The sequence below is a fragment of the Sphingopyxis sp. P8 genome (assembly GCF_020622175.1).
Taxonomy (GTDB): Bacteria; Pseudomonadota; Alphaproteobacteria; order Sphingomonadales; family Sphingomonadaceae; genus Sphingopyxis; species Sphingopyxis jiangsuensis.
The window spans coordinates 61,295-78,518 of sequence record NZ_JACNMK010000002.1 but is presented as its reverse complement, the minus strand read 5'-3'; the positions used below and the strand labels follow the sequence as shown (position 1 = coordinate 78,518).

At 64.9% G+C, this 17,224-nt stretch carries 13 protein-coding genes; 8 read left to right on the top strand and 5 right to left on the bottom strand.

Annotated features, from left to right (window positions below; translation table 11 throughout):
- Positions 1-29: 29 nt before the first annotated feature.
- Genes H7692_RS08770 through H7692_RS08760 form a run of 3 tightly spaced genes read right to left on the bottom strand, consistent with a single transcriptional unit; the run spans position 30 to position 2,781 of the window.
- Positions 30-1,001: an alpha/beta hydrolase gene (locus H7692_RS08770; RefSeq protein ID WP_227340066.1), complete on the bottom strand. Its 972-nt coding sequence runs from the start codon at positions 999-1,001 to the stop codon at positions 30-32.
- Positions 998-1,399, bottom strand: a complete 402-nt coding sequence (locus H7692_RS08765; protein ID WP_227340065.1) for a cupin domain-containing protein — start codon at positions 1,397-1,399, stop codon at positions 998-1,000. Before H7692_RS08765 ends, H7692_RS08770 begins: the two co-directional genes overlap by 4 nt.
- Positions 1,396-2,781 carry a polysaccharide lyase family 1 protein gene (locus H7692_RS08760; RefSeq protein WP_227340064.1) on the bottom strand — a complete coding sequence of 462 codons (1,386 nt, stop codon included), beginning with the start codon at positions 2,779-2,781 and terminating at the stop codon, positions 1,396-1,398. Before H7692_RS08760 ends, H7692_RS08765 begins: the two co-directional genes overlap by 4 nt.
- 258 nt (positions 2,782-3,039) lie before the next feature.
- Between H7692_RS08760 and H7692_RS08755 the strand changes: the two genes are divergently transcribed.
- Positions 3,040-5,835 carry a TonB-dependent receptor gene (locus H7692_RS08755; protein WP_201928644.1) on the top strand — a complete coding sequence of 932 codons (2,796 nt, stop codon included), beginning with the start codon at positions 3,040-3,042 and terminating at the stop codon, positions 5,833-5,835.
- A gap of 160 nt (positions 5,836-5,995) precedes the next feature.
- Positions 5,996-7,540: a family 43 glycosylhydrolase gene (locus H7692_RS08750; protein ID WP_227340455.1), complete on the top strand. Its 1,545-nt coding sequence runs from the start codon at positions 5,996-5,998 to the stop codon at positions 7,538-7,540.
- Here H7692_RS08750 and H7692_RS08745 read toward each other — a convergent pair.
- Complete coding sequence (locus H7692_RS08745; RefSeq protein ID WP_222136503.1) at positions 7,537-9,027, bottom strand: UxaA family hydrolase; 1,491 nt, start codon at positions 9,025-9,027, stop codon at positions 7,537-7,539. The two genes, H7692_RS08750 and H7692_RS08745, sit on opposite strands and share 4 nt — an antisense overlap.
- Before the next feature lie 172 nt (positions 9,028-9,199).
- Here H7692_RS08745 and H7692_RS08740 point away from each other — a divergent pair, with 172 nt between their 5' ends.
- Genes H7692_RS08740 through H7692_RS08725 form a run of 4 tightly spaced genes read left to right on the top strand, consistent with a single transcriptional unit; the run spans position 9,200 to position 14,054 of the window.
- Positions 9,200-9,988, top strand: coding sequence for a 2-keto-4-pentenoate hydratase (locus H7692_RS08740; RefSeq protein WP_201928646.1), 789 nt, complete (start codon positions 9,200-9,202; stop codon positions 9,986-9,988).
- 19 nt (positions 9,989-10,007) lie between these two features.
- On the top strand, positions 10,008-11,309 hold the full coding sequence (locus H7692_RS08735; protein ID WP_201928647.1) for an MFS transporter: 1,302 nt from the start codon (positions 10,008-10,010) through the stop codon (positions 11,307-11,309).
- A 7-nt stretch (positions 11,310-11,316) separates the two neighbouring features.
- Positions 11,317-12,729 carry a glucuronate isomerase gene (uxaC, locus tag H7692_RS08730; RefSeq protein ID WP_227340063.1) on the top strand — a complete coding sequence of 471 codons (1,413 nt, stop codon included), beginning with the start codon at positions 11,317-11,319 and terminating at the stop codon, positions 12,727-12,729.
- Entirely contained in the window at positions 12,726-14,054 is a 1,329-nt protein-coding gene (locus H7692_RS08725) for a mannitol dehydrogenase family protein (protein ID WP_227340062.1), read from the top strand. The genes uxaC and H7692_RS08725 overlap by 4 nt, the downstream gene beginning before the upstream one ends.
- A gap of 79 nt (positions 14,055-14,133) precedes the next feature.
- Here the strand turns inward: H7692_RS08725 and H7692_RS08720 are convergent, their stop codons facing one another.
- Complete coding sequence (locus tag H7692_RS08720; protein WP_222137328.1) at positions 14,134-15,018, bottom strand: LysR family transcriptional regulator; 885 nt, start codon at positions 15,016-15,018, stop codon at positions 14,134-14,136.
- A 99-nt stretch (positions 15,019-15,117) separates the two neighbouring features.
- Between H7692_RS08720 and H7692_RS08715 the strand changes: the two genes are divergently transcribed.
- Positions 15,118-16,617 (top strand): CoA-acylating methylmalonate-semialdehyde dehydrogenase, encoded by a 1,500-nt coding sequence (locus H7692_RS08715; protein ID WP_222136498.1) that lies wholly within the window; start codon positions 15,118-15,120, stop codon positions 16,615-16,617.
- Positions 16,618-16,670: 53 nt separating this feature from the next.
- On the top strand, positions 16,671-17,195 hold the full coding sequence (locus H7692_RS08710; protein ID WP_222136496.1) for a hypothetical protein: 525 nt from the start codon (positions 16,671-16,673) through the stop codon (positions 17,193-17,195).
- Positions 17,196-17,224: the final 29 nt, after the last annotated feature.

The following is a 17,224-nucleotide window of genomic DNA, read 5'->3' as shown; positions in this document are numbered from 1 at the left end:
GGCTTTCGCCGGGATCGCAATGACAAGGCTTAGACGACCCCCTGCGACCCCAACCAGTTCCACAGCAATTCGGGCCAGGTGGCGACCGGTAGCCCCGCGGTCTTCATCAGGCCAAAGCCATGTTCGCCGCGCGCAAACCAGTGCGCCTCGACCGATGCGCCGACCGCGCGCGTTGCCTGATGCAATCGCAGGCTGTTCTCGATCTTCACCACGCTGTCGTCCTCGGCGTGGAGCAACCACAGCGGCGGCTGGTCGGCGCGCGCATTGCGGTCGGGCGAATAAAGGCGCGTGCGCGCGGCATCGGGCGCGGGGCCGAGTAGCTTCTCGCGGCTTCCGGGGTGCGCGACCTCCGCATCCATCGACACGACCGGATAGATGGCGGCGAGCGTATCGGGGCGCGCGGAAAGACCGTCGGCGGCGTCCGCCGCCTCATAAACCGCCGCATCGAACCGGGTGAGCAGGCTCGTCGCGACATGGCCGCCCGCCGAAAAGCCGCCGAAGGCGACGCGCGCCGGGTCGATCCCGTCGGTTTGTGCGCGGCTGCGCACCAGCCGCACCGCGCGCTGCGCGTCGGCGAGCGGGACGTCGGATCCGTTCGCCCAGCCATCGCCGGGCAGTCGATAGAAAAGAACGTAAACCGTGACCCCGCGCGCGGTCAGCCAGCGGGCAAGCTCATATCCTTCCTTGTCGACAACGACATAGCGATAGCCGCCGCCCGGCGCGAGGATGACCGCCGCGCCATTGGGCTTTGCCGGGCGGAAAATGTCGAGCCGCGGGCGCGTGATATGCTCGAGCATGCGGTCGCTTGCTTGCGGGTCGTCGCTGCGCTGGACGGTCCGTTCGACAAGCCCCGCGGGCGGCGTCAGATGCCCGTCGGGCCATAGGGCGATGCTCGCATCGGGCGTGAGCCCGGCAGGCCGGGTCCAGGCCTCGCGCGCCGCGGCGCTGGCGAAAGGCAGGGCAAGGCTGCCCGCGAGCAGCGCGCGGCGCCCGACCGTCATGGCGCAGGCTTTTCGTTCGGATAGGCGATGATCAGCACCAGCGGCTCGCTTCCGGTCTGGCGAATGCCGACATTGGCGCCCTTGTAGAGCCACGCCGCCATCCCGCCTTTCAGTTCGGCCTCCTCGCCGTCGGAGTGGACGATGCCGGTTCCCGACACGACATAATAGATTTCGTCGTGCGAAATCGGGTGGATGCCGATCGCCGCGCCGACGTGCAGCGCACGCTTGCGAAATTCGAAGCTGCGCGGCGCCGGCACATGGTCGCTGATTCGCCATGCGGTCGACATGCCGATCGCGCCGTGCGGCGGGGCCTCTTGCCGCACCGTTTCGCCTTCGTCGATCACCACCATCGCCGGGGCGCCCGCAGCGCCGAGCAGCAGGGCGGCGAGCGCGCTCATTGCGCCTGCCCGCGCGAGGCGCGGTCGCGCGCCGACAGATGTTCCTGCGGCAGCGGTGCGGTCTGCGCCGGATAGCGTCCCGATTTCGGTTCCATCGTCGCGAGGTCCCATTCGGCCTCGACGAAGGGCGCGCGGACCGGCTCCTTGACCTCAGGATAGGCGCTGACTTCGCGCTCGTCGTCGATCACCTCGCCGCGCCCCTCGGCGACGAAGAACAACACGCGGATCTCTTCAGGGTCGCGTGCCCAAGGCCGCGCGCCGGCGGTTGCGAGCACCGAGGTTTCGACCGCGCGCGACGGCAGGATGCGATAGCCCGTGGTTGGCGCGAGCGGCGCCTTGGCGCGGATCAGCTTTGCCTCGGTTTCTCCGTAGCGTCCAAACTCGGGCAGCGGCTTGCCGTGGCGATCAACGTGGAGATTGTCCTTGCCATAATATTCGAGGTCGCCATCGCCGCCGAGCATCAGGAAGGGCAGCCCCTCGTCGGTGTCGTTGCCACCGCGCATCACATTGCCGACCGCGGTGATCTGCCCCGTCACATAGTCGTGCCCGACCCATTCGAGATTCATCAGGTTGTACTGCACCGCGCGGTGCTGCGGGTTGTAGATGAGGTTGTTGATCATCAGCGCCTGGCCGCCGCCCTTGATCAGCGGGTTGCGCTCGACATTATGCGCCCAGACGTTGCGGTAAAAGACGATGCCCGTCGCATTGTCGTGGATCAGCGATCCCTTGCTGTGCTCGCCCTTCGGATGGCTCGCATCGGCGAGACCTTCGGCGGCAAGGTTGTTCGAAAAAGTGATGTTGTGGCTCGTGCCCTTGCGCCATTCATCGACAGTCTTGCCGGTAAAGCGCGGGCCCGACGCCGACATATTTTCGTCGATCGCCCACAGGAAGGTGCAATGGTCGACGATGACATTGTGCGCGGCGACCGTCGAAAAGGCGTCGGCCTCCCACCCGCTGCGCTTCGGCTGACCATCGACCCCGGTATAGACGCGCAGGTGGCGCAGGATGACATCGTGCGTTCTGACGTCGATGCCGGTGCGGATCAGTGTGATGCCGGGTCCGGGTGCAGTCTGTCCGGCGATCGTCAGATAGGGATGTTTGATCTCGAGTGATTCGCGGCCCATGTCGATGACGCCGCCAACCTCGAACACCACGATGCGCGGTCCGGGCGTATCGATCGCGGCCTTGAGCGATCCCGGGCCGTCGGGCGCGAGCGTCGTCACCCGGATGATCTGCCCGCCGCGTCCGCCGGGAGTGGCGGCGGCGGGGCCGACCGCGCCGGGGAAGGCTGTCGCGGCGACATCGGCTGCGGCTGCCTGGGCTGCGCCAGAGGGCACAACGCACGCGAGGAAAAGCGCGGCCAGCCAAGGTTTTTTGAGCATCCTGTCCATCCTTTTTCTTTGGGTATTGACAAGTGTGTGACAATCCGCGATCTTTCTGACACCGGTTACCCCAATCGGTCAACGAGAAAATTGTCGGTGGGAGAGCGATTGCCCCGGCTGGCCGCACGATGCAGGCCGCCGACGTCACTCTTCGGAAAATATGAACAGGACGAATCGTTCGATTCGTTTGCGATTGGCAAAGTAACCGGTGTCATTTCTTGCATGGGCAAGGGCGCGGGGCGATAAGGGAGGATGATAATGTCTAATCACACGGCGCGAGGCACGCGTATATTGACCCGGCTTGCATGCGGCGCGTCGCTTGCCGCTATGGCGGTGTCGCCGGCATGGGCGCAGAATGCGATCGATGATGCACCCGCGGGAGAGGACGAGATTGTCGTCACCGGTTTCCGCGCATCGCTCGACAAGGCGCTCGATCAGAAGCGCAACTCGACCGCAGCGATCGATGTGATCGTCGCCGAAGACATCGCCAAATTCCCTGACCAGAACCTCGCCGAATCGCTGCAGCGTATTCCCGGCATCTCGATCCAGCGTGACGCGGGCGAAGGCCGCGCGATCACCGTTCGCGGTCTTGGCGCGCAATTTACGCGCGTTCGCCTCAATGGCATGGAAACAATCGCGACCTCGACCGACGGCGCCTCGGCGAACCGTGACCGCGCGTTCGATTTCAACGTCTTTGCGTCCGAGCTTTTCACTTCGCTCGTTGTTCACAAGACGGCATCGGCATCGCTCGACGAAGGCTCGCTCGGCGCAGTCGTCGATCTCAACACGGGCAACCCGCTCGGCGGCAAGGAAGGCTTGACCGTCGTTGCATCGGCGCAGGCGCGTTACAACGATCTGACGAAGGACGTTGATCCGCGTGTCGCGGGGCTGATCGCCTGGACGAATGTCGACCGCACTTTCGGGGTTTCGGCATCGGTCGCCTGGTCCGACTACACGACGCACGAGCTCGGCAACAACAGCGTCCGCTGGGCGCAGGCGCCGTTCCGCAGCGTCAACGGCGTGACCTGCATGTCGGGCTCGAATTTCGTCGCCAACCCGTCGCAGGCCTGCATCGACGTCGCCGAAGCCTTCCACCCGCGCATCCCGCGCTATGGCCTCGTCGCGCACGACCGCGAACGCCTTGGTGCGACCGCGTCGATCCAGTTCGAGCCGTCGGAGAACACGAAAATCTCGATCGACGGGCTTTATTCGAAGTTCAAGGAAACGCGCGACGAATATTGGGGCGAAGTGCTTCTGCGCAGCAACGAGCGCAACATCGACGTCTCCAACTATGTCATCGACGCCAACAATAATCTGATCTCGGCCGATCTCGACAATGTCTATGTCCGCACCGAGCGTTATTCGCGCGAGAGCGAGACCGAATTCTATCAGTTGTCGGGCCGTATCGAGCAGGCCTTGAGCGACACGTTCCGCGTGAAGCTGCTCGGCGGCTTCTCGCGCTCGGACGCCGACATCCCCGTCGAAACGACGCTCGCGTTCGACGACACCGATGCGACCGGCTATCGCTACGACTATAGCGATATGAAGTTCCCGCTGCTGACCTTTGGTGCGGGGATCGAAAATCCGGGTTCGTTCGTGCTCGCTGAGTTCCGCGATCGTCCGTCCTTTCTGACCAACAAGTTCAAGACTTTTGCCGGCGATTTCGAACTCGACGTCTCCGACAGCTTCCAGCTGCTCGGCGGCGGCTTTTATCGCCAGTTCGATTTCGAAACGGTCGGCTTCCGCCGCGACAGCACCTATTGCGCAGCATTCCCCTGCGCTCCCGGCACCAGCGGCCTGCCGGTCACGGCCGACATCGCCGAGCTGTTCCAGCTCGGCAAGGCGGGACAGCCGTCGGGCAACACCAACGCTTGGATCGTCCCCGATCTTGCCGCGGGTACGGCGCTCATCGACCTCTACAACCGCCCGGCCGTCCTTCAGCAGGGCGAACAGCGCGAGGTCACCGAAAAGACCTATGGCGGCTGGTTCATGACCGAATTCGAAACCGACATTCTCGGCATGCGGATGACGGGCAATGCCGGTGTGCGCTATGTGAAGACCGATCAGAGCTCGTCGGGCTTCACCAGCGGGACGTTCGTGACGGTCGACCGGACCTATGACGACTGGCTCCCGTCGTTCAATATCAACCTGCACCCGACGGAGAACGTGATTCTGCGCGGCGCAATCGCAAAGGTCATCACGCGGCCGACGCTCGGCAGTCTGACTCCGGGCGGTGCGGTCGACCAGTTCAACTTCCGCATCACGTCGGGCAACCCGTTCCTCGAACCCTATCGCGCAACGACATTCGACCTCGCGGCCGAATGGTATTTCGCGCCGGGCGCGCTGGCTTCGGTGGCGTTGTTCGCAAAGGATGTGGAGAGCTTCCCGATCTCGACCTCGCTGCAGGGTACCTATGCGTCGAGCGGCCTTCCGACATCCTTGCTGACGCCGGGAACGCCCGCGCACACGGCCGTCGTCGTTGGCGCCGACCCCAACCGTCAGTTCGAATTCCGCACGACGGGCAACGGTCCGGGTGCGAATCTGAAGGGCGTGGAATTCTCGCTGCAACTGCCCTTCTCGGTCTTCTCGGACTCGCTGCGCCATTTCGGCGTGCTCGGCAACGCGACGTTCGTGAAGAGCGACGTCGATTACAGCATCGCTGGGCCGCTCGCCTATAACCCGGTCACAAACCGGCTCGAGGCGCAGCCCAACGGCACCTATACGCAGCCGCTGCTCGGCCTCGCGAAGCGGGCGTGGAATGCGACCATCTATTATGACGATGGCAAATTCTCCGTCCGAACCTCGGCCGCATGGCGTAGCGCGTTCAACGACAGCACGAGCGGCAACAACAATGTCTTCGAAGGCTATGGCAGCTCGTTCAACGTCGACGCGTCGATCCGCTACCAGCTGACCGACAATATCGAACTGTCGATCGAGGGCACGAACCTGACCGACGACTACCGCTATCGCTTCACCGACCTCGAAGCGAACCGGAACTACGAGAACAACCATTATGGGCGCACCTTCCTGTTCGGAGCGCGCTTCAAGATCTGAGTTTGACGATAGTCCCAGGAAAGGCCCGGTCTTCGTCCGCGAGGGCCGGGCCTTTCTTTTGCGAGAAGGAACGACGGTGACCGATCGACGCGATGTTCTGAAACTGGCGGGCGGCGGCCTGTTTGCCGCGGGCGTTGGAGGGGCGGGCACCGCGCTCGCAATGGCGCCGGGCGGTTCGGTGTCGACCGCAAGCGACCCCGCTGGCCCCGCTCCTGCCTGGGCGCGCGGCTTCGATGGGCAGCGCAAGGCCGACCTTGGCGACGGGCGCTTCCTCAATCCGATCATGGCCGGCGACCATCCCGATCCGTCGATCCTCAAGGATGGCGACGACTATTATATGACCTTCTCGACCTTCGATTCCTATCCGGGACTGGTCATCTGGCACTCGCGCGATCTGGTGAATTGGCGCCCCGTCGGTCCGGCGCTCACGCGCAATATCGGTGCGGTCTGGGCGCCCGAGCTTTGCAAGCACCGGGGGCGTTATTATCTCTACATCCCGACCAAAGGACCGAACACCAGCTGGGTGATCTGGGCCGACCGGATCGAGGGGCCGTGGAGCGACCCCGTCGACCTCAACCTTCCCAACCATATCGATCCCGGCCATGCGGTCGGCGAGGATGGGTCGCGCTGGCTGTTCCTGTCGGGCGGCGACCGCGTGCGCCTCTCCGACGACGGCCTGTCGCGCATCGGTGAACCCGAACATGTTTATGATCCGTGGCGCTATCCGTCCGATTGGGTCGTCGAGGGATTCGCGCCCGAGGGACCAAAGATTACCCGCCACGGCGACTATTTCTACATGATCACCGCGGTCGGCGGGACCGCCGGGCCGCCCACGGGGCATATGGTCATCGCCGCGCGGTCGAAGTCGATCCACGGCCCTTGGGAAAATTGCCTGCATAATCCGCTCGTTCGCACGACCTCCATATCCGAAAAATGGTGGTCGCGCGGCCATGCGACTTTGGTGGAGGGGCCCGCGGGCGACTGGTGGAGCGTCTATCACGGCTATGAAAACGGCTATTGGACGCTCGGGCGGCAGGCGCTGCTCGACCCCATCGAATGGACCCCCGACGGCTGGTTCCGGATGAAGGGCGGGGACCTGTCGCAGCCGATCGCGAAACCGCGCGACGGGACGGTCGCGGGGCCGCACGGCATGGCGCTGTCGGACGATTTTTCGACGCTTGCGCTTGGCGCGAAATGGAATTTTTTCCGCCCGGCGCCCGACGAGGCCGCCCGCGCGCAGGTCGAAGAAGGCGCGCTCGTCCTGAAGGCGCGCGGCAAGGCGCCAGTCGATTCGTCGCCGCTGCTGCTCATCGCGGGCGACCAGGCCTATCGTTTCGAGTGCGACATCGAAATTGCGCCCGGCGGCACCGCGGGGCTGATCCTCTTCTATGACGACAAGCTCTATTGCGGGCTCGGCTTTGATGGCGAGCGTTTCGTCACGCATCAATATGGCATCGAGCGCGCGCGTCCCGCCAACCCGCACGGCCGGCGGATGCGGATGCGCGTCACCAACGACCGGCACATCGTGACCTATGACACGAGCGGCGACGGCGGCAAGACATGGCAACGCTTCGACCGCGGGATGGAGGTGTCGGGATACCACCATAATGTCCGCGGCGGTTTCCTGATGCTGCGTCCGGGGCTCTATTCGGCGGGAGCGGGCGAGGCGCGTTTTCGCAATTTCCGCTTCGAGGCGCTGGACTAAAGCGTAACGCCCGATTTCCAGATCGCGATGTCGCGTTCCTCGTTGCGCTCGGCGCAACTGGGGGCGCCCGATGCCGTGGCGCTTATCAGGTTCAGCAGCGTGTTCGACGCCGCATCGAAACCGGCGTCGAGCACCTGGCCGGCATCGAAATCGATCCAGCCCTGCTTGCGCTCGGCAAGCGCGCTGTTCGACGCGATCTTGAGCGTGGGGGCGGGAAAGCCGAGCGGGGTGCCGCGTCCGGTGGTGAAGAGGATGATCGTGGCCCCCGCGGCGGTGAGCGCGGTCGACGATACGGCGTCGTTCCCCGGCGCTTCGAGCAAAGTCAGTCCTGGCCGCGTCGCCACGCCGCCGTAACGCTGAACGTCGACGAGTGGCACCCTGCCGCCTTTCTGCACCGCGCCCAGCGACTTTTCCTCGAGCGTCGTGATGCCGCCCGCGATATTTCCCGGCGACGGATTTTCGCTCACCGGCTCGCCGTTACGGATGAAATAGTCCTTGAAATCGCGCACCAGTGCGACTGCATCGTCGAACACCGCTCGCGACGCTGCGCGATCCATCAAAATCTGCTCGGCGCCAAAGATTTCCGGAATTTCGGTCAGCAGCACCTTGCCGCCTGCAGCGGCGACGGCATCGGCCATGCGCCCGACGAGGGGGTTTGCGGTCAGCCCCGACAAGCCGTCCGACCCGCCGCATTTGACCCCGAGCACGAGGTCGGAGAGCGGGCGTTCGCTGCGCGGCGTATCGGCGCACGCCGCCACCAGCTCGTCAACGAGCGCGAGGCACGCCGCCTCGTCATCCTCGACCGCCTGTGCCGAGAGCGTGCGGATATGTGCGCGGCGCTCCATTGGGATCAGGTCGAGCAGCGCGCCGAGCTGGTTGCTCTCGCACCCCAGCCCGACGATCAGCACGCCGCCTGCGTTGGGATGCTGCGCGAGCGCCGCGAGCAGCGCGCGCGTATGGCCGAGGTCGTCGCCGAGTTGCGAGCAGCCGAAGGGATGCTTGAAGGCATGCACGCCGTCGACGCGTCCGGCATGGCGTGCGCCGGCAATTCGCGCAACGCGCGCGGCGAGGTTGCCGACGCAGCCGACCGTCGGAATGATCCATATCTCGTTGCGTGTCCCGACGCGTCCGTCGGCGCGCAGATAGCCCTGAAATCCCTGGGCGGCGATCGCCGGGCTATGCTCGCGACACGGCGCGTCGGCACCTTGAAAGCGAAAGGCGTCGCTGCCGTCGAGAGCAGTCACAAGATTGTGGCTGTGGACATGCTCGCCCGCGGCGATGGCGGCGCTTGCTATTCCGATCGGAAAGCCGAATTTGACGACGGCTGCCCCCTGCGCAATCGGCGCGACCGCAAATTTATGACCGCGCCCAATCGGCGTAGCGAGCCGCACCGGGACTCCATCAACGATGATGTCTTCGTCCGCGCCGAGGTCGCCAACCGCGGTGGCGACATTATCGGTCGAAACGATGTGGACGGCTTTCTTCATATCATGGCTCGCAGCTCGGACCGATGCGGACTTGCTTTGGCTGGTTCACCGCAAGCCCGGATATACGCCCGTCCACCTGAATGGGCGATCAATCGCTTCGGACGTCCGCTATTCACTTGCGTTTGACACCGGTGTCTCTTAAAGACTTTTTCGGTAGAGGGAAATGACAAACATGGCAGAGACCTTGGAAATCGACAAAATCGCGGGCGCGCTGATCGACGCGCGTGCACTAAAGACACCGCTTACCTTGTATCCGGGGCCGATGCCGCAGACGATGGCCGAGGCCTATGCGATCCAGGATGCGGCGATCGCGCTCGACGGGCGCCGCATCGGCGGCTGGAAGGTCGGTCGGATTCCCGATGCGCTGGTCGAGCGCTTTGGCGAGAATCGCCTGACCGGCCCGATTTTCGACGATGAAATTTTCGACGGCAGCGCGGGCTCGGCGCCCTCTATGCCCGTCTATTCGCCCGGTTTCGCCGCGGCTGAAGCCGAAGTGCTGCTGTGCTTCGGTGAGGTGGGCGCGCGCGATTACGACATCGATTCGGTCAAAGATTGCATCGCGCAGGTGCGGACGGGGATCGAAATCGCGAGTTCGCCCTTTCCTGAAATCAATCTTCACGGTCCGGCGGTGACTGCGTCGGATTATGGCAACAACAAGGGGCTGATTCTCGGCCCCGCCATTCCCGGTTGGCGCGACGCCGAACTGATACGGATGCCCGTCGAAATGTTCGTCGACGGCCAATGCGTCGGCGCTGCGACGATGGAAGCCATGCTCGACGGACCGTTCGGTTCGGCGCTTTTCCTGATCCGTACCCTGCGTGCGCGCGGCATCGCGATTCCGCCGGGGACCTGGGTTTCGGCGGGCGCGATTACTGGAATCCACGAGGTGAAGGCGGGCCAGACGGCCCATGCGGTGTTCAATCATGACATCCGCGTCAACTGCTCCATAAGGAGCATCTAAGAACAAACGGGAGAGGAAAATGGCAGAGGCAATCGCAGCCGGAGCGGCGCAGCCCGTTCCCCGCGCGGGACGATACCGGTGGCTGATCATCGCGCTGCTTTTCGTCGCGACGACGGTCAATTATATCGACCGCACGATGCTGGGCCTGCTCGCGCCCGTCCTCGGCGAAGAGATGGGCTGGAGCGAGAATGACTATGGCAACATCGTCACCGCCTTTCAGGCTGCCTATGCCTTCGGCTTCCTCATCATGGGCTGGCTGATCGACCGTTTCGGCCCGAAAATCGGCTATGCCATTGCAATCTCGATCTGGACGATAGGCCATGTCGCGCATGGCTTTGCCTCGTCGGTCGTCTCCTTCATGGCGGCGCGCGTCATCCTCGGCGTCGGTGAAGCGGGGCATTTCCCGTCGGTCGTCCGCGCATCGAGCGAATGGTTTCCGCAAAAGGAACGCGCCTATGCGATCGGCTGGGTCAACAGCGCGACGACGATCGGCGTCATCCTGACCGCGCCGACGATCGCGCTCTTCATGGTCGTGCTCGGTTTCGACTGGCGCGAAACCTTTATCTACACCGGTCTTTTCGGCATCGCGCTGCTGCTGCTCTGGCTCTGGCTCTACAGCAATCCGCGCGAAAGCGGGAAGGTGAGCGACGCCGAACTCGCGTGGATCGAGCATGACCCGCCCGAAAAGATCGAGCGCATCGGCTGGAGTCGCATCGTCCGCAAGCGCGAAGCCTGGGCCTTTGCGATCGGCAAGTTCCTGACCGACCCGGTCTGGTTTCTGATGCTCTTCTGGTTGCCCAAATATTTCAGCACGACCTATGACGTCGACCTCAAGATCGTGCTGCTCCCGATGATCATCATGTATTTGCTTTCCGACGTCGGCAGCATCGCGGGCGGCTGGATGTCGTCAAAGCTGATCCAGAAGGGACACAGCGTCAATTTCGCGCGCAAGATCACGATGCTGCTCTCGGGCTGCTGCGTGCTTCCGCTGCTGTTCGTCACCGGGCTCGACAATATGTGGATCGCGGTCGTGCTCATCGGCATTGCGCTTGCGGGGCATCAGTCCTTTTCGTCGAACATCCTTTCGATCCCGCCGGACATGTTCCCCAAGAAAGCGGTCGGGTCGGTCATCGGCCTCGGCGGTTTCATGGGCGGCGTCGGCGGCATGATCATGGCCAAGTCGACAGGGCTTGTCCTCGACGCGACCGACGGCAATTACACGTTGATCTTTGCGGCCTGCACGACCGTTTATTTCCTCGCCGTGCTGGCGATCCACCTTCTCAGCCCGCGCCTTGCGCCGGTGAGTGTCGAAGGCAATTGAGCAAATAATGACGCGTCCGCTGACCCTGCATCCCGACCGCCTCTTTCCGTCCGATGCGGGGCAGCGCGACATTGCGCGTCGTCTATACGCCGATGTCGCGGACCTGCCGATCGTCAGCCCGCATGGGCACACCGATCCGGCATGGTTCGCGACCAACGCCAATTTCGGCAACGCCGCCGAACTGCTGCTGCACCCCGATCATTATGTTTTTCGGATGCTCTATTCGCAGGGCGTGTCGCTCGACGCGCTGGGGATTCGCAACCGTGCGGCCGACCCCCGCGAAAGCTGGCGGCTGTTCGCGCAAAATTATCATCTGTTTCGCGGCACCCCGACACGAATGTGGATGGACTGGGTCTTCGCCGAAGCCTTTGGTATCGACGTCCAGTTCGAGGCTGCCACCGCCGACCTTTACTACGACCGCATCACCGAAGCGCTCGCGACCGATGCCTTTCGCCCGCGCGCACTCTTCGACCGCTTTCGGATCGAAGTGATCGCAACGACCGAAAGCCCCATCGACACGCTCGAGCATCATCAGGTCGTCAAAGACGCGAACGCCAGCGGTGAATGGGGTGGGCGCGTCATCACCGCCTATCGCCCCGATCCGGTGGTCGATCCCGAATTCGAAGCGTTCCGCGAAAATCTCGGGAGGCTTTCGGACCTGTCGGGCGAAGACGCCTTTTCTTATGCCGGTTACCTCGCCGCGCACCGCAACCGCCGCGCCTTTTTCGCAGAAATGGGTGCGACATCGACCGACCACGGCCATCCGACCGCCGCGACCGCCGACCTGTCGGATGCAGAGGCCGAGGCGCTGTTCGCGCGCGTCACCGGGGCGGATGTGTCGCCCGCCGATGCCGAGCTGTTCCGCGCGCATATGCTCACGGTGATGGCCGGAATGAGCCTCGACGACGGGCTCGTCATGCAGATTCATCCGGGCAGCTTCCGCAACCATAACCTATGGCTGTTCGACCGCTATGGCCGCGACAAGGGCGCCGACATCCCCACCGCGACCGACTATGTCCACGCGCTGCGCCCGCTGCTCGCTCGCTATGGCAATGAAGCGCGGCTGACGATCATCCTATTCACGCTCGACGAGACGAGCTATGCGCGCGAACTTGCGCCGCTCGCGGGCCATTATCCGGCGCTGAAGCTCGGCCCCGCCTGGTGGTTCCACGACAGCCCCGAAGGGATGCGGCGCTTCCGCAGCCATGTGACCGAGACCGCGGGCTTCTACAACACCGTCGGCTTCAACGACGACACGCGCGCCTTCCTGTCGATCCCGGCGCGGCACGACGTCGCGCGGCGTATCGACTGCGGCTTCCTTGCGCAGCTCGTCGCCGAACATCGGCTGGAGGAATGGGAGGCGGCGGAACTCGCGGTCGACCTCAGTTATAATCTCGCCAAGGCGGCTTATAGGCTGTGAGGCTGTCGGCGAAGACCCCGATCCCGGCGTCGGTGCGGACGCCGGATTATGACCGCAGCGCGCAGGCGGCGGGTATCGTCCATATCGGCATCGGCGCATTCCACCGCGCGCATCAGGCGGTCTACACCGACGATGCGATGGGCGCAGGGGACGGCGACTGGGGGATCACCGGCGTGTCGTTACGCTCGGGCGATGTCGCGGCGCAGCTTAATCCGCAGGACGGCCTCTACACCGTCAGCACCCGCAGCGCAGCCGGAACCGACCTGCGTCTCATCGGTGCCGTGCAGCGGGTGCTCGTCGCGGGCGAAGCGGCGCAAGATGTCATCGACGCGATCGCTTCGCCCGCGACGCATATTGTCAGCTTCACCGTTACCGAGAAGGGCTATTTGCGCGCAGCCGACGGTTCGCTCGACCTCGCGGCGGCGCGCGGGGCATCGAGCCTTTATCGCTTTGTCGGCGCGGGACTCGCGGCGCGCCGCGCGGCGGGGCTCCCCGGTCTGACGCTGCTCAGCTGCGACAATCTTGCGAATAATGGCGCGGTGCTGCGCGCGCTGATGCGCGACTATCTTGCCGCCGCGCAGCCGGACCTTCTTGACTGGTTCGACCGCGAATGCCGCTGCCCAGCGACGATGATCGATCGCATCGTCCCCGCGACCACCGACGCCGACCGCACTGCGGTCAAAGCGGTGCTTGGTGCGCGCGACGAGGGTGCGGTGGTCACCGAAGCTTTCAGCCAGTGGGTGATCGAGGATGATTTTGCCGGCCCGCGCCCGCGCTGGGAGGATGTCGGCGCCGAGCTCGTCGCCGACGTTGCGCCCTATGAAACGGCAAAGCTGAGGATGCTCAACGGCGCGCATTCGGCGCTCGCCTATATCGGGCTCGGTCGTGGTCACCTCTATGTCCATCAGGCGGTCGCCGACCCGGGCATCCACCCCCTGATCGAACGGCTGATGCGCGAAGAGGCGGCCCCCACGATCGACGCCGCGCCGGGGCAGGACCTTTCCGCCTATGCCGAGGCGCTGATGGGTCGCTTCGCCAATCCCGCACTCGACCACCGGTTGATCCAGATCGCGATGGACGGCAGCCAGAAGATCCCGCAGCGCTGGCTCGAGACGCTGGCGTGGCACCAGAGGCGCGGGCAGCGCTGCGCTTCGCTGGGGGCTGCGGTCGCGGCGTGGATCGCCTTCCTGCGGAGTGACCATCCGATCGACGATCCGCTCGCGGACAAGCTGCGCGACGCGGCGGCGGCCCCCGACGCAATGGAACGGCTGTTCGGCAAGGGCGGGCTGATCGCGTCGGACTGGCGCCCCGAACCCAACGTCTAATCCCCTCCAGGCGAAGGCCGGGATCGCATCGTCGAGGTATGACGCTCCGGCGTCATCCCGTCCTTCGCCGGGATGACGGCTAGGATGGCGCCAGCAAGCCCCGCGCCTCTTTCACCTCGCTATCCAGCCAGTCGATGAAGGCCCGGATCCGCGGCTGCTGCGCGACATCGCGATGGAGCGCGAGCCAGAAGCTGCGCGCGATTGTCTGTGCGCGCCGTACGCGCATCAGCGCTGGATCCCCTTCGGCGAGGAAGCAGGGCAGCACGCCGACGCCGGAGCCGCCCGCGATCATCCGCCGCTGCGCGAGGATCGACGAGGAGCGGATGGTCGCGCGCAGTCCGGGCTCGATCTCGCCCAGATAATCGAGTTCGGGCGCATAGAGAATGTCGGGGATATAGCCGATCACCGGAATGGCGGCGCGCGACAACGGCGCGGCTTCGACGGCTTCCGTCCAGTCCTGCCGTTCCGCAGGGGCGTAAAGGCCAAGGCTGTAGTCGGCGAGTTTGCGCGTGATCAGCGGTCCCTTGCGCGGCCGCGCGAGCAGGATCGCCATGTCGGCCTCACGCCGCGAAGGATTGAGGAAGCCCGACGAGGCGACGAGGTCAATCTCGAGTTCGGGATGCGCCGCCGCAAAGGCGCCGAGTCGCGGTGCGATGAAGCTGTTGCCAAAACCTTCGGAGACGCTGATGCGAAGCTGCCCCGACAGCGCCGCGCGGCCTTCGCCGGCGTGGACACGCGCCGCCGCCGCCGCCATCGCCTCGGCGTGCGGGACAAGCGCGCGCCCGGCAGCGGTCAGGGTGAAGCCCGCGGGCACGCGCTCGAACAAGGTCTGGTCGAGCGCCTTTTCGAGCGCGCCGACGCGGCGGCTGACCGTCGTCGGGTCGACGTGCAGCGCCTGCGCCGCGCGCGCGAGCGTGCCGTGGCGCGCGACCATCAGGAAATATTGCAGCCCGTCCCAATCCATGAGCTGCAATTATGCAGGTTCGGACTGCAAGTCTATCCCTTGCAATTCATTCTCTGTTGGTCTCATTCGACTGCAACCAGATAAGGGAGACCAGAGGCCATGCGACAGATCGACCACCATATTGCCGGCGGCGCCGGGGGACTCGGGGGCGCGCGCAAAGGCACGATCTTCGACCCCAACAATGGCGGAGTGCAGGCCGAGGTCGCGCTCGGCGACCGCGCGCTCCTCGACCGCGCCGTCGCGGCGGCAAAAAAGGCGCAGCCCGCCTGGGCCGCCACCAACCCGCAGCGCCGCGCGCGCGTGATGTTCGAATTCAAGCGCCTCGTCGAAGCGAACATGAACCAGCTCGCCGAAATGCTCTCGGCCGAACATGGCAAGGTGATTGCTGATTCGAAGGGCGACATTCAACGCGGGCTGGAGGTCATCGAATTCTGTTGCGGCATCCCGCATGTGCTGAAGGGCGAATATACGCAGGGCGCCGGCCCCGGCATCGACGTCTATTCGATGCGCCAGCCGGTCGGCATCGGCGCGGGCATCACCCCGTTCAACTTCCCCGCGATGATCCCGCTATGGATGGGCGGCGTCGCGACCGCAGTCGGCAACGCCTTCATCCTGAAGCCCAGCGAACGCGACCCGTCGGTTCCCGTGCGTCTCTCCGAACTCTTCCTCGAAGCCGGGATGCCCGAGGGGATTTTCCAGACCGTGCACGGCGACAAGGAGATGGTCGATGCGATCCTCGACCATCCCGACATCGGCGCGATCAGCTTCGTCGGATCGTCGGACATCGCCCATTATGTCTACAACCGCGGCGTTTCGAACGGCAAGCGTGTCCAGGCGATGGGCGGCGCGAAGAATCACGGTATCGTCATGCCCGACGCCGACCTCGACCAGGTGGTGAACGACCTCACCGGCGCCGCCTTCGGCTCGGCGGGCGAACGCTGCATGGCGCTCCCTGTCGTCGTTCCGGTCGGTGAGGATACGGCGACGCGCCTGCGCGAAAAGCTCGTCCCCGCGATCGAGGCGCTGCGCGTCGGCGTGTCGACCGATGCCGAGGCGCATTACGGCCCCGTGGTCACGGCGGCGCACAAGCAGAAGGTCGAAGGCTGGATCCAGAAATGCGCCGACGAGGGCGCCGAGCTGGTCATCGATGGACGCGGCTTCACGCTTCAGGGGCATGAGGACGGCTTCTTCGTCGGCCCGACGCTGTTCGACCACGTCACCCCCGATATGGAAAGCTACAAGGAGGAAATATTCGGGCCCGTGCTGCAGATTGTCCGCGCGCCCGATTTCGAAACCGCGCTCGAACTGCCCTCGAAGCATCAGTACGGCAATGGCGTCGCCATCTTCACCCGCAACGGCCATGCCGCGCGCGAATTTGCCGCGCGGGTCAATGTCGGCATGGTCGGCATCAACGTGCCGATCCCGGTCCCCGTCGCCTATCACACCTTCGGTGGCTGGAAGCGCTCGGCGTTCGGCGACACCAACCAGCACGGCATGGAAGGCGTCAAATTCTGGACCAAGGTCAAGACGATCACCGCGCGCTGGCCCGACGGCTCGCCCGATGGCGGCAACGCCTTCGTCATCCCGACGATGGGCTGACGGGGCAACCCTGTGCGGCGCTCGACCATTTCTCCTGCCGAAGGAGAAGGACGATGAAGCGATGGATAACACCTCTGGCTGTGCTGCTGCTCGCGGCGTGCAGCAGCGGCAAGGATGAGGAGTCGGGTCCCGAGGCGACAGCAGATTTCGGCCCGCTGCAAAAGGCCGAGCGTCCGGAGCCTGTAGAGGCGCCGGAACCGGCCGCGCCTGCCCCGACCGAAAAGCCGGCGGAAGGCAGCGGCGCCGATGTCGGGGGCGCGAATGCGATCCCGCGCGCGATCCGTGGACGCTGGGCGCTCGATGTCGCGCACTGCACGGCGCGCAAGGGCACCGACCTCACCGCACTCACGATCGATGCCGCCAGTCTGCGCTTCTATGAATCGCACGGCGAACTCGCGCGCATTCGCGAAAGCGCGGCGGACCGTCTTGTCGCTGATTACAGTTTCAGCGGAGAGGGCGAGACGTGGCGGCAGCGCGTCGAACTCGACCTTCGCGATGGCGGGCGGACGCTTGTGCGCCGCGACCATGGCGAGGGTGCGACGGGCGAAGCGCTGCGCTATACCCGCTGCGCCGCCTGAGCGGCAGACTCGGAAGAAAGGGAGATAGA